Source organism: Pectobacterium sp. CFBP8739 (assembly GCF_013449375.1).
GTDB lineage: Bacteria > Pseudomonadota > Gammaproteobacteria > Enterobacterales > Enterobacteriaceae > Pectobacterium.
In genome coordinates this window covers 1-14,573 of the sequence record NZ_JACDRR010000011.1, presented here as the reverse complement: position 1 = coordinate 14,573, position 14,573 = coordinate 1, and the positions used below count along the sequence as shown (strand labels likewise).

General features: G+C 42.1%; 7 protein-coding genes. 1 reads left to right on the top strand and 6 read right to left on the bottom strand.

The window, feature by feature from the left end; genetic code table 11:
- Positions 1-302 precede the first annotated feature (302 nt).
- Entirely contained in the window at positions 303-1,445 is a 1,143-nt protein-coding gene (locus tag H0247_RS10750; RefSeq protein ID WP_180742535.1) for a PIN-like domain-containing protein, read from the top strand.
- A gap of 11 nt (positions 1,446-1,456) precedes the next feature.
- Here H0247_RS10750 and H0247_RS10745 read toward each other — a convergent pair whose 3' ends face one another.
- The 6 genes from H0247_RS10745 to H0247_RS10720 all read right to left on the bottom strand — a co-directional run bounded on the left by H0247_RS10745 (position 1,457) and on the right by H0247_RS10720 (position 14,417).
- A complete protein-coding gene (locus H0247_RS10745; RefSeq protein ID WP_180742534.1) occupies positions 1,457-2,743 on the bottom strand; it encodes a hypothetical protein in 1,287 nt (428 codons plus the stop codon).
- Positions 2,730-4,796, bottom strand: a complete 2,067-nt coding sequence (locus H0247_RS10740; protein ID WP_180742533.1) for a DNA sulfur modification protein DndB — start codon at positions 4,794-4,796, stop codon at positions 2,730-2,732. The genes H0247_RS10745 and H0247_RS10740 overlap by 14 nt, the downstream gene beginning before the upstream one ends.
- 129 nt (positions 4,797-4,925) lie before the next feature.
- Positions 4,926-10,010, bottom strand: a complete 5,085-nt coding sequence (dptH, locus tag H0247_RS10735) for a DNA phosphorothioation-dependent restriction protein DptH (RefSeq protein ID WP_180742532.1) — start codon at positions 10,008-10,010, stop codon at positions 4,926-4,928.
- Positions 9,991-11,316: a DNA phosphorothioation-dependent restriction protein DptG gene (gene dptG / locus H0247_RS10730; protein ID WP_180742531.1), complete on the bottom strand. Its 1,326-nt coding sequence runs from the start codon at positions 11,314-11,316 to the stop codon at positions 9,991-9,993. Before dptG ends, dptH begins: the two co-directional genes overlap by 20 nt.
- A gap of 4 nt (positions 11,317-11,320) precedes the next feature.
- Positions 11,321-12,970, bottom strand: a complete 1,650-nt coding sequence (gene dptF, locus H0247_RS10725) for a DNA phosphorothioation-dependent restriction protein DptF (RefSeq protein ID WP_180742530.1) — start codon at positions 12,968-12,970, stop codon at positions 11,321-11,323.
- 187 nt (positions 12,971-13,157) lie between these two features.
- Positions 13,158-14,417, bottom strand: coding sequence for an integrase arm-type DNA-binding domain-containing protein (locus H0247_RS10720; RefSeq protein ID WP_180742529.1), 1,260 nt, complete (start codon positions 14,415-14,417; stop codon positions 13,158-13,160).
- Between the last annotated feature and the right edge of the window lie 156 nt (positions 14,418-14,573).

Below are 14,573 nucleotides of genomic sequence, written 5' to 3'. Positions count from 1 at the left end.
GCAAATGGTTCGTAGACACAAATCAGATAGTACAGTTGCCGCGTTGGAATATTAAGCCAGAATAGCACGGCGGACAGGAACGCCGTGCACCGCTAGAAGCGGGCATTCACAACCTCGACAGCAGGGTAAGGCTCCTAGGTTTGGTGATATTAGCGTAGCTTTTGTGTTAACATTGATAATGTTATATCTAAAATTAGAGAAGTTAATGCAAAATTGGGCTACATGAATTGAAGATTTTAAAGCCTCTTTAATAAGTTATAAAAAATAAAAGATTTCCGAGAAAGCATAGAGGATTATTGATAATGAAGAATATGTTTAAAGGATACTTGGCTTTTTTGCCAGAGCTTAAATCAATAGAGCTCAAGAAAGCTACAATATGTTTTGATACTAGTGCATTACTTAATATATATAGATATCCTAAAAATGCTGCAGATGATTTTATAAGGGCTATTGAATATTTTAAAGAAAATATATGGCTACCTTATTTTGTCGCCCTAGAGTATCAAAGCAATCGAGTGACTGTTTTACAGCAGCAAGCAAGGGTATTTGATGAGTTACTAGGAAAAAGTAGAAAATTTAAAGATGATGTACTAGGTCTCTTTTCGGATAAGCAACATCACTCTATACCGTATGGTGATGTCGCCCATTTAGTTGAGCGATTCGATGAGGAGTTTCGAACTTTTATCGAGGGTGTTAAGGAAAAGCATCCAAATTATTTCCGACATGATCCAGTCCAGATTCAATTAATGAATTTATTTGATGGCCGAGTTGGCGACATCCCTTTAAAAGACACACTTGAAAATCTTTATAAGGAGGGGGAGTTTAGATTTGAGAATAAAATACCGCCCGGATTCAAAGATGCCAAAAATAAGGAACATGAAGTTAAGCTATATGGTGACTTAATTATAAAATCAAAATATGCAGATTTTATAATTTGGCATGAAATACTAAATCAAGCCAAAAGTACAAGCAGGCCAATTATTCTGGTTACCGATGAAAGAAAGGAAGATTGGTGTTGGAAAGAGAATAATATTATATTAGGAGCCAGACCCGAACTCGTTACTGAAGTATCAATGAAAGCTGGGGTTGATTTTAGACTTATTTCATCCACTCAATTTATTTCAGTTGCAAGTAAAATAAGAAAAATCAGCATATCAAAATCTACTTTAGCTGACATTGAACAGTCATTATCTCCATCATGGAAAGAATTTGTATTGCAAGCTTTTAGAGCTATTGGGCCAATTGTGAAATTGGAGGAGTTATATTCTTGGATTGAAGAAAATCCTTTGCGCGCACTAACCGCTAACTGGAAAGCAACAGCTAGGAAAACCATATATTATTATTGCAAAGAAAGAGATCTATTTCTTGGCAAAGAAATATTATTTGAGGCATTAGATGACTCAACTTATCAATTACTGCCAGAACATTATCACTTTTCAGGGTAAAATGAGTTTATTTATTCATCTCGATGTAATTGAAAAGAAATCTTATGGATAAATGAATTTGATAATGATGACTTAGTTACCCCATAAAAATCAAATCGTAAACTTTTATCTATGTCTCGATAAATTTTACTCCATGGAAGGCTTTTTTGATTAGAAACTAAGTCAATGTGATTTATTATAGCCATGATATAATTAAGAGATCTTTTTGTTAGTATTGAGCAAGCTTTCATGTCTCCATGGGTTAAATATAATTTATTTCTCAGATCTATCATTTCCCTGATATTCTTATAAAATTTATGATTCTTTATATTATTAACATCTCCTGCCGAGGCATACTTCTTCCCAAACCCACTAACCTTTTTATTATTAATCAAAAAAGCATCTTTTTCGAATAATGCCATCTTCTTATAGCAATCACTAATTGTTGCAATATTGGCATATATTAAAAAACCTTCTATATATGTTTCTATAGTTCTTATTGAATGTAAAAAAGCTGAATTAGGATTTTTATACTCAATAGATAATAATGCAGATTTATATTGAAAGCATGACAACAGTTTATATATCGTTGGGAAGCCATCATGCAAAGAATTGCTCGGACGTGTTTTGTCTATAATATCATTGGGTATTTGTGGAACAACGGGGAGGTATCGCCCTAAAGTGGCTAATTTCTTATTTAGGTATTGATTTATTTTAAGAGAATTATTGTTTGTTAGTTTTTTTATATCCTGCAATGAAGTAATATACTCTTCAAGCTTTAATCCCTCAAAGTCAGTTTTTGTTCTGTTAGAAATATTCACCGATGGATAAAACACACTTGCGCCAATATAATAATTTATAATGCAATCTCTTGCAGCAATTAATACTTTAACTTCATTTGATATTTTATTACGAATTATTGGGTTGCTAATGGTGTTGGCATCAACTGATTCGCCAGACATTAGTTTACTTATAGCTGAATTAATCACTTCCTTGCTCGGAAGTATTTTTTTCTGGCTTAAGTTATCCTCAATAATTATTTGCGTTATCTTAATTTGGCTTTCAAATATATCATGAATAAAGAACGGTACTGTATCAAGCAACCAATTTCGATCAAGTAAAACAATATTACACTTTAGATCAAAATTATTTTTCAAAAATGCAACCACATTTTCAATTATTGCCGATGAATTGCTGATTAAGAAAAATAATTTATCTTTGAAGCAATCAGCTGCCGCAGCAGCTGATAATTTCGTGTCAGAGGAATCATCATATAAAATCGCAAAATATATTTCTTTTGTCGTTTTAAATTTCATCATCAAAAGGCTCATTATCAAATGAAAAATCAAAGTCGTTTGATTTTAAGCAATTTGTTAAATCTTGGTAAGCATTCACTATTCCCTCTTTAGTATAGAATTTTACTAAGTCATCAAACTCAGTATATACCTCGCTTGCATTTTTTTGTTTTATTTCTTTTGTGCGATTTGCTTCAGCCGCAAGTAATTTATCTCTGTCAATATCATCAAGATTATAATTACTACGAAATGTTTTAATAAATGTGTTCGTTTTATCTTTACTCATTTGATTAAGATATGCACCAACTTCACTTTTTGCAAACTTAATGAGAACACCTTGAAGTTCATTATCGATTTTTAAGTCGTTTACTAATCTTTCAATATTAGCCTTTAGAAGTAATTGTGAGAAAAACAATCTGACAATTTGCCTTCTGGCTACTTTTGTTACTTTAATTCTCTGGTTAATATAAATTGTATCTTGTATGAATAGCCTCTGCTCGTTAAATAACTGAACATTTGGTGAGAATGCACTTTCGACACAGTACTGTATTATTTTATCAACAATTTTAAGATCTTTCTTGTATACAATTATTTTAGAGCATAATAAAAACCAAGCTTCAACCATAGCTTTATGGCATATTGATTTAGAAGCCAGACTTGGAACAATTTTTTCTTTTCGACTCTTTAACTCTGAGATTAATTCATTTATTAATGGTAATGATTTTTTTGTTTCTGGATCATTAAGTAAAATATGGTTTTTGGCAAAATAAAACACCCCTGATTCACAACTTCTATTCGATTTAATTTGCGCCTCTTGCTCTTCAAAAAAATCTCTTAAGTTGTCATAGTAGTCTGCAAAAAATTTCGTCTCAAAAAATAAAGTAACTAATGTTTTAGTTAAAGTTTCATTTACTAATTTTGTTAAAATAGGTTTATGCTTTGAGAGGAAACCACTCCATGGAAAAGTTTCCGGAATGTTTGAAACGATATTTTCCTCATCATCTTCGTCGCTCTCGAATTCTGAGAAATCAAATTCAGTAGCTGACTCTCGGATCCCTAAAATTGACGTTAGTATTTTTATACCATTTCTTGTCCCAAAGCAATCCTCTAGGATATTATTGATAACACCAATGCTTGTTATTGTGTAATCTCTAGAAATCTCGAGAGATTCTTTATGCTTTTTAGTATTCCATTCAATTAACCCTAATCCATACCCCTGTCTTTCACTTAATATTTTTTTACAGAACTCCCTACATATTATCGAGCCTAACGTTCTGTCCGAAAGTAAGGTAAGGAAATGTCCACTGACTCTTTCTACAGTAGAGTTAATATCAACAAACAAATTCCTTAAAACCTCTGGTATAGTTGGTACTTGTGCTACAGTTGAGTTAATTAATGTAGAATACGGAGAGTACACAATACAAACCGGAACCACTATGTTTTTTATTTTATCCGGATGTTCTTTTCTTAAGTAATTAAGAGCAAAAAGTCGATGCTGCCCATCAATAACTACAAGTCTAGCTCCGGCGACACCTTCTCTTGTACTGTTAATATTTATAATCGCCTGATTAATGTCAATCGTAATGACTTCATCTTTTATTTCTGAAGCATAATACTTTACAGAGATGGCTTTACCATTTTGTATTTCAAAATTACGAATTTTAAATATACTTGGCCAAACCCGCTCAAATATCAATCCATTATCATCTGTACTACTCAAACTACAATTAGGATAATAGTCTATAAGCTTATTGTTTGAATCAACATTTACGATGGAGACAAGTAGAGGGGGTAAAAACACAATATCTTTCTGAACTCGATCTTCGCTAGAACTGATATATTGACTTATTTCGACCCTAGCTCTTTCCTCATCAATATCTCGCTGTATTAGATAATCAAAATTCAAATCGGTATTAATATCTTTCGAATAAGATAACTGCGCAAGATCATCCACAGAGAATGATGTCATCATATATTCAACTGGAACAGAACCATTTGAACTGAATATTCCAAAAGATCCTGCTTTTTCAAATGCGTATGTATAGCCAGTTGTAGTGCTTCTTCGGATTCCTGACACAATAACTCCCCTTGATTTTCAATGCTACCGCCCTAAGGTTACGGCCACCATAGAGAGATCGCAAGCTTAGTTAATTGAAGTAATCAACTATGTTTATTAGTACGTCTTCTAACACTTCAATAACTGACACTAGATCAACTCCCAAAAAGCTCGATCACGCATCTTATTTACCTGCTTATCACCATCCACATAAAGACTAAAATGCTTCTCAAGCTGTCGAATCTGCCCCATCAAAGACTCCTGCTCACCTTTATCATCGACGTTAAATACAGCCTTAATATCCGCATTCCTAATCTCAGAGACACGATGGATCACCCACGTTAAAATATAGGAGGCATAATTATTTTCCCCGGTTTTAAAGTGAGTAATCTCCTGCGTTGACAGGATCGCACCAACGCCATACTCACGGCCTTCTTTTAGGATCTTACGCAGACTGGAAAAATCCTGACGCATAAAATTATCGGCTTCGTCCACCAGAATCATTTTGGTGAGCTGACGATAATCCCCCCACACCACCGGTTTACCGCGCTTTTGCATCTGCGCGTAAAACAGATCCAGCGTGAGCGCAACCACCAGGTTTTGCACTTCTGGCGGGTAGCCAGCCAGTTCAATCACGGTGACGCCGTCAATCAATTCGTACAAACTGGTCATCTTATCCGGAATGGTTTCGAATATCTTGTAACGCGCCAGTTTAGAAAGTGCTGCGTAAAGCGAATCTTCTTCGACCTTCTCCTGATCGAGGAAGCGCTGCCATACATCTTCAATCGTAGGCGCAGTCCGTGACCATGTTGCCGGATCTTCCGGCGAAATGCCTGCCGCTTCGTAGCATTCTAAAATCAGATTTTCTAATTTGAGCTGCTGTTTATGGCCCAGCCCATATGCTTTCGCCATCGTTTCCGATAGCCCACCAGCGGTATGGATTGGTAGCATTGGCGTGTCGCCAAACAGAGATAAGGGGTTGTAAGGCAGCTTAAATAACTTGTACTTTTTCGCACCCGTTGCATCAAGAAAAGCCTCATCCACATAGTCTGATTTGTAGTCGAAGATCAGCAAACCAATAGGTTTGCCATCAATGTTACAGGACTGATTACGCATCAACTGTGTGACTAGTGATTTAGTAAACTGGGTTTTACCGGTGCCCATCGTTCCAATAATGCCGGTATTGGTATTCATGAATTTCGCGGTGTTGGTTGGCTCCCAATGTAACGGGCTCTGACGCGCAGCATCATGACCAAACAGGATCTGTAATGGAGTATCACTAATATCAGAAGTCGCCACCGGTACAGCAGGCTGTAACGACTCCGACTCCGGTTCCGAAATGGACCGTGCAGTAGCCGGCGTTGTGACTTCTACTACGACTTCGGGTTGTGACGGAATGGCATCACACCCAGACTTAAGCCGATATTTTTCCGGCACCCGGTAACGCTCGGCAAGAGGTAGTTCATCCCCCTGTGCGGCAATCAGCGAAGGCAACAGTGAATAAGGGATCTCAATCTGTAAGATATTCTCCGCCGTCTCTTTATAAGAGAGATCGAAGCAGGTTGCGCTGTCCACATGCGCCACGACGAAGCCGTCCACATAATCGACCAACTCACCTAACTGATAGTCGCCCGTTAACCACCATTCGCGTCGATCCAGCAAGGGAGCCACTTTGTTGCTGTCCAGCACACCGTACAGACGCAGTTTCTCCACCTGCATCAGCACCTGACGAATAAAGAGCGCCCGGTATAATTGTGATGCCAGTGTTTGTGGTTCCAGAATGTCCTGCTGTAAATAACGTTTCAGCTCACGAGCCTGTTGGCCTGCATAGCTGTAGTCAGGCCGCGCCCCGGTTTTAACTTCCAGCGGTAACAGATAGAGGCGGTTTTCTTTGAAACCCACAAAGAGCACATCATCAGAGATCGCGCCGTTACGATAACCCTGTAAATTTCTCGATAAATCGCTCTCTTTCATTTTCAGCCCGACATTGCCGGACACACGGATCATTTCGGCCACCGATAACGGAATCCAGCAAATGTCGGAGTGGTGCAACATAGATTGCACAAATTTGTACGCACCTATAATGCCGTGCTTCTCTTTACGCTCTCTTTCATTGGAGCGCAGCATTTTCAGCAGCCATTCGCCGTTAAAGGCATTAAATTCAGCCAGCAAATGCTGACTATCAACAGCAGGTTGCCCTGACTGGCTTCCGGTCTGGAGCAACCGCAGGAACAAATCAACCTGCTTCGTGACGGTGACGGCATCGTAGCCTGCGCAACTGGTGTACTGGTCAGAATAGTGGATAAGTACCACATCTTTCTGACTGGTGAAAAAGTCGAGAGTGACTTTTGGATCAATAATGGTGGTCCAGAGCGCGCTATTGTAGGAGTAATTGAGCAGCTGTTTAAAATTGCCGCTCACGGCCAGGCCGATCCCTTGTCCATGATACTGGCTGTTGCTTTGACGTGCAGGTTGCCACAGGCAGCCGATTAGTCGGGCAAGACGCAGGGCGCAGTAGGACTCAGTATCCACATCACGCAGTCCAAACGCGGTAAAGTAAGCATCCCCCTGCGTTTCGGCACCTTCCCCAGCGATCAACCCATGACACAATACCCCACTGGACGCATCTTCAATGCGGATCTGGCGGCAATCCACAGGTGCTGTATTGGTGAAAAATGCCAGATGTGCATAGGCCAGCTTGTCGCTTTCTGACGGCAGGACAAACTTGCTGAACGTTAACCGGCTACGCAGCAGGTCAATCAGCATATCGGCTTCCGCTCGCCATACGCCGCTGTTCAGATCGAGATCGTTTTTAAGCTGCTCATAGCTACCACTTTCTGCAAAGTGATCGAACATATTGGGTAGCAAACGTTCATCGTAGCAGTTCACATGAACCGAAATAGCCTTCTCTTTTTCTTGCTTAAAATATTCTACTAATCCCAGAAACAGTTCTTTGGCGTTCCCTTGATTAATGGCATTGATAATCAACGCACTGTTTTCAGCGCTCTGGAACAACCGGGCGTAAGCGTCCGTGAACTCATTAAGTTTGTCTTTTACCAGACGTTTAACGTAGTCATGGCTGACCTGCCGCTGGGGAACCACATCAATCCAGAAGCGGTTTTCATCCACCGGCTGTAGTTGCGCGTATTCATGCTCACTGTGATAAACAAACGGCACTAACCCGGAAACCATCAAGCGATCAAGAGTGATCGGCGGTAGTGTGGCAAATGATGCCGAATCGTGCTGTTCCGACTCCGCAACGATAGTTTCTGCTAGTTGTAGATGGTAGGCCAGCACCAGAGGATGCAGCGGAGAGAGGCGCTCATGGCTATCATTGCGGCAGATCCCAAGATGCAGAAGACGTTTCTCTTGTGCTGTCAGCGCTCTGCTCAGACCTATTTGCTGGAGTGACTGTTCAAACGTAGTAACAATGTAGCTGACCAGTGTGCGATATTCCGCTGACCACGACACCAGACTCGGCAGGGTGTTACGACGATGATAGTAGGCAAATAACTGCTCATAAGCGTTATGGAGGTCGGGGTAGCTGGCAAGAAGTTCATCCAGCGCAAACTCGCTATCGTCACTTCCCGTACCCAGCAGACGTTGCTCAATTAATGAGGCTTCCAGTATCAACAACTGCTGGCGTACACCGACGACCTTGTGTTCAGTATTATCGAGTATGATGCGCCCTTTTAGTCGGTTCCAGGTTGCATTGCCCTCTTCCTTAAACAATTTGTTGAAACGACTTTGGTCAAAAAGCAGTGGCAGCGTTAGCCCTTCTTCTGCTCCCGGTCCCTCTATGTTAAACGACAGACGGGAATCACCGGAAATGATCGCAAACTGAACTAGGTCACTTTGATTTGCCAGCGTCTCAAAATTCACCTGAGCATAATGCTGGCGATCTATGTCTTCGCTCTCGTCATCCAACGTACAGGTCAGGTTGCCAGACTCGGCAATACGCAGCGTGTTATCTTCCAGTTGCAGGGTTATTTGTTCTTTACCTGGCTCAATGCGGTAACAGTGCTGAATATCGTTTAGCCAGAATTGTCCCTGCTCGACCAACAACAGGCGAAATTTATACTCTTCGGCTGAATTATTGCGGTTGGTCAGTTCGAGACTAAAGAAGCAGGGATGCCCATCAAAAGGCACCGACGCCATAATGCGGGAAGTCTTGCCGCCCGCCCGGCTGGTTCGCCAGAAAGGTGCATTCTTTAACTGACGATTATGGGCAATCTTTATCTGGTTATCCTGAAGATCATTACCCTGAAAACTGAACTCCAGCTCAGCCTTTGATTGCCCTGGCTGCACCTGCACCAGCAGGCTGATGTCACGTTTGCCTGCCTTACTGGCGCTTTTCGCCCGTTGCCAAACCTCACCGTTTTCGACGGAGACGTTCTCCAGCACCAGTTTTTGTTCACTATTCTGTTCTTTCTCTTTCCTGTAGTCGGAGAAATCGAGCTCACGCCAGTCATCTTTATCGTAAAAATGCTCCTGAATGAATTTTGAACTAAACTCAGGCAGCACATTCTCCAGCTGTCCACTGTAACGTTCAACACTATCTTCTATCTGGCGATATAATTTCCGGTTTTCATTCAGTCGGGTGCCTAGCTGCTTCTGGCTATAGTTCAGTAGTTCATCATCTTTAAACAGATGAAGCTCGGAGAAATCCAGATTGCCATCATCCAGCAAGCGATACAGCGACGAGAAACCAAATACGGTCGCGCCTTCATCCAGTACCGTCGCCAGTTGATCCTCCAGCAAACAACGAGACAATTCCGAACGGTTACTATCAGTGGTAATAAGCTTTTCCAATTGATGACTGAAAGTTTGTGGGTACCAGATAGCATCCGGTGCCGCTACGTCTTTCGTGCTGTTAATCAGGGTATCGAGCATACTGTTGTGAATAATCAACAGCGCTGTTTGGGCAAAAATGCCGCTGCGCCCTGCAACTTCATCGCGCAAATGAGAAATGTAGTTTTCTGTGAATGCTGGATCCTCGGCTCCGTGCAGTACAGGAATAAGCTGAACACCATTGCAGGGGAGGCAATCAATATATTGCCCTGGCGCAATTTCCAACTGATTGCCATCCGCCAGAGAGACGAATGCCTCCCAGAGTTTTAGGGCATTATCGGGATCGGGAGATTTGAACTGGTAGCGCTCGCCGGGCTGAATGATGCCACCTACCCATTCAATAAAGGTTTCTGCCAGATAGGTTTCATACTGTTTTACGGACATACACGGCGTCTCCACTATCACTCATTCGCTCTACATTTCCCATGCGTTCATAAAACGCCACCAGCGTTTGCGCCGACTGGTTGTCCAGATAAAAACCGCGCTGTTCAAAACCACGCAGCAGTTCATGCAGGCGGAGTTTGTCATTTTTGCCCACAGTGAGATTGGTCAGTAACAGAAGACGATCCTGATTCAGCACCAGCACTTTCCCTGCCCGACCACGGACCTGAATGAAGTCAGTGCAAATCTGGCTTTCCAGCTCCTTAATGTAGTTCTTATTTATATCCGCGCGGTTAGTTTTTTTATCCTGGAATTGCTCTACGGCAACGGATAATAGCTGTTTGAAAGCACTTTCCAGGTTTGTTGCGCGGTCACGAGCAGGAAGATCTCGTTCTTCCTTACTAATAAATTTCTGTATGTAATCATTAATCTCATCTAACACCTGATTTGGGGGACCCGAATAATTCAAACAATCCTGATATACCTGCCAGAGAGGGCGTTTTTTCTCTCCTTTTACCTGCAACACCTCCAGCGCGGAAAGTATCGGGAACAGTTTTTCGCTCTGGCTGGCGAACAGCTTATAGCCATAACGTTTCACCTTTTCCCGTTCGGAGCTGGCTTTTTCGCTATCAAGAATAAAAAACAGTGATTTGCTTTGTGGTTCGCCGTCCTGCCAGTTGTCCAGATTGAGCGCCAGTTGAGCGCACCAGCTAAAGGCGTACAAACGTAGGGTGTTGGTCAATTCTTGTAAAAGGTATTGTGGGTGCTCCGCCAAAAACGCCAGATCGGACTGAAAACACGTTACCATATACGGAAGATACGGTTGCTCTTCGGCAAACGGTCCTTTCCCCAACAGCTTTATTTTTTCATTGAGCTTATTCAGCATTTGCTGCTCGATGAAGTTCAGTCTGTCCTGTATGGGATAACGAAGGCTGAAATCTCCCATCAAATTGGCAAACAGCGTGCCAAGTCGTTTATCTGCCGTTGAACCCGCACTTATTTTTTCACCATTAAACTGGGCGTGGAACAGTAAAAAAAGTGGGGAGACACGGAAAATATCCTGACTGGAAAAATACATCCGTTCCAGCACGGACCAGAATGCAGGCTCATCAAGCAGCTCCTGCAGATGTGTTTTACAATCTTCACGGAATTGTTCGGGATCGTAAGCTTCGATTTTGCGTTTCAGGGCGTAGCTAAGGACCAGACCGGTGACGAATTGCCAGCTAATATCGTTATTTTTATTGCGCACAGGCAGGTAACTATCCAGTTGATTGTTACCCACTTTTAGCTCGTTTGCGATAGGGTACATTCTGCTAACCCTCCATACCGCTAATAGTGATCATATCGTCATCCGCCTTTGCACGATAAACCCGTTGTCTGCCATCATAAAATTTGATTTCGCTGCTGGATTTAGCCTGCTCCGCGATCAACTCAACAATTTCATCCAGTAACACGATGGCATTTTTATCGTATTTATTCGGACGATAGCCATTATTCAATTTGTCCAATAACTCGAACAAATTAAGCCCGATATGGATATGCGGTAGTGGATTTCGCCCCACCTTTAAATAGACATCGAAGCCAGTTGGATGAGCCGTATGTTTATTACGGATAGCATCCCAATCAGGCTTCACCTCTACCGGTGCGGTTATTTTTACCCCACCAAACTCACCCAAGAAGAACTCTTCTTTTTGCATACTTAATTCAGGTGCTTTGCGGTTAGCATAGCGCTGGATACCCGCGATAAGCTCAAAAGCATAGAAGCGATTCAGTGATCTTTTTTGCTCCGGATCTGCTGTGTAATTTCTATGCAAATGCCAGATTTCTGAGTAACGTTCAAACAACGATTCGTTAAAGAACGCGGAAAATCTCCGATGATAATCATTACCCAACGACTCGTGCTGCAACAGCCAGAAAAGCCGGATCAAGGAGGTTGCGTCACCGGGCTTAACGCTCTGGCGATCAAACTTAATGTGCAACGGCTCAAGTGCGGCTAAAAAATCATCGAGACCAGCGTCAACCAGTCCCAGTTCATAGCGCAAAACAAACTGATCAAGTTCATAGGTGTGCAATCTGGCGGGATCAAAATCAGAAACTTTTTTAATCAGATCATTTTCTGCACCGATGAAGAGGTTATCAAATAAGTAGCCAGGCCCCATCAACAGATGATGCAGAAAGTCCAGCAGCGCTCGGGTCGTGACAAACTGGTCTTTAATCAACCGCGCTTTAAAGAGCTGAGTAATTAATACATTCTGCACGCCAGGCATGCAAAGCAATTTAAAGTTTGCGACCTCTTTTAGATCTGGATTAATTGACTCATCGCGCCGAAAGATAAACTGAAATAAATTATTATCATCGTCACGAGTTAAGTTGTCTAATAAGGTTTTAATAAATGATGAATAGTTTTTATTTTCGTTAAACTGGAATTTAGGATAGTGTTCAAAATCAAAAAAAGAACAATTCTCGTTACGGTAAGGACGGCTCGCATCCTGCTGTGCTGATAAAAATGAGTCAATTGCAGATCGGAGCACCTGGTGGCATTCAGCACCTTCTCGGGCAAAGTTGGCAAGCATTCCGGTATTGATGCCAATGAGCAGCGGAGATGATTGCTGATGATGATTAGCAAATAAATCATTCAAAGCATCAATAGCTGATTGTCGAGGGGAAAAGCTATGCGTGGCATCCAAGTGGAAATTAAATCGCCGCTGATAGCGCGGATCTGACTGGAAACGGGTTAAAATTTCGGACTTTCCATCCCCACTACTGCCGCACAAAAAAATGATTTCACCGGGATTAGCAACATCCAAATAACGTTGTAGTTCGGTTTCAATCTCTTGTTTAACAAAGAGTTGATCCTTTAACTTGTCGAACTCATCCTTCTGCCGATGTGTCATGGTGGTTACAGAAAACGAAGATGACTTCGCAAGTACACTCAACGCTTTACGTAATGTGATCGCGCTCATAACCATCTGGTCTTAGAGAGAAAAATGTAACTATATTATACAAATAAGTATGTTCTCTACACCAGACTTAAAATTCGTTAAACTATCGCTCACTACTAAATATTGTGTGCCATATAATTAATTTCGATTATCATAATATGCAAGCTGTATACGATGCAGCCAGAATACAGCCTGCTTGTTTTATACATTACCCCGCCGTCAACTTCCCAAAATCAAACGGACTAACCCCCCTCTCCCGATTTGCATCAAGAAAATCTGCCCACCACTGCAACATCAATCGCCGTTCATCAAGATGCTCCGCCTTATGAATATACGCAGCACGGACGCCGTTACGTTCCTGATGGCTCATCTGCCGCTCTACCGCATCCCTAGACCACAACCCAGACTCAATCAACGAACTACAGGCCATAGTACGAAAGCCGTGACCACATACTTCCGTTTTTGTGTCGTAGCCCATAGTTTGCAGCGCTTTGTTTATCGTCCCTTCACTAACCGGTTTTCGTGACGAATGATCGCCAATGAAAACCAGTTCACAATGCCCACTCACCTCTCTGATCTTTTGAAGGATCTCCAGTGCCTGACGACTTAGTGGAACAAGATGTGGCGTGTGCATTTTTGAGCCGCGCTCAGAGAATTTCACACCAGGGATCGGTTCACGCTCCGGGGGAATCGTCCACAAAGCGCGTTCAAAGTCGATTTCCGGCCAGCGGGCAAAACGCAGTTCGCTGGAACGAATGAAAATCAGCAGGGAGAGGTTAATGACCCACTTGGTAAATTCACGACCTTTGTAACCGTCAATGCGGCCAAGAAGTTCAGGTAAACGTTCGAGCTCCAACGCTGGGCGATGTTCGACTTTGCCGGGCATAATCGCGCCAGCCATATCCTGCGCCGGATTATAGTCAATCAAGCCGTTCTGCACGGCATAGGTCATGATGGCGGTCACACGTTGTTTTAGACGCTTAGCCACTTCTAAACGTCCTGAACGTTCAACGCTTTTAATTGGTGTCAGCAAGTCTCGTGTTTTCAGATTTGCAATATGAGTGCCACCGATGGTGGGGAAAATATTGTCGCTCAGGCTTTTCAGGATACGTTCGGCATGGGATTCCGACCACTTCTTATTATCAGTATGCCAAGCGCGAGCCACAGCCTCGAAGGTTTGCTCATCATCTTGTTGTTGCGTTTTGACTGCTTTTTTATGCTCGTTGGGATCAACGCCAGCAGCAATAAGTTTTCGTGCCTCATCGCGTTTCTGACGCGCTTCAGAAAGGGAAACCTCCGGGTAAACACCTAGCGCCAGCGTCTTTTCTTTGCCATCCGAACGATAGCGTAAGCGCCAATATTTGGACCCGTTGGTATGAACCAGAAGAAACATACCGTTTCCATCGGTAAGTTTATAAGGCTTCTCTTCCGGTTTTGCTGAACGTACCTTGATGTCCGTGAGTGCCATAATGCTTTTCCTTCAATAAATGCGTTATTGAGGGTACAAGAATTTACCATACTGAAGTATACCCGCAATTGTACCCGCACAAGCAAGTTGATGTCAGTTGAATTGTATTGACGTAGGAAGAGTATGGAATGAAGGAGGAGCCAGTAAAACCGTGGG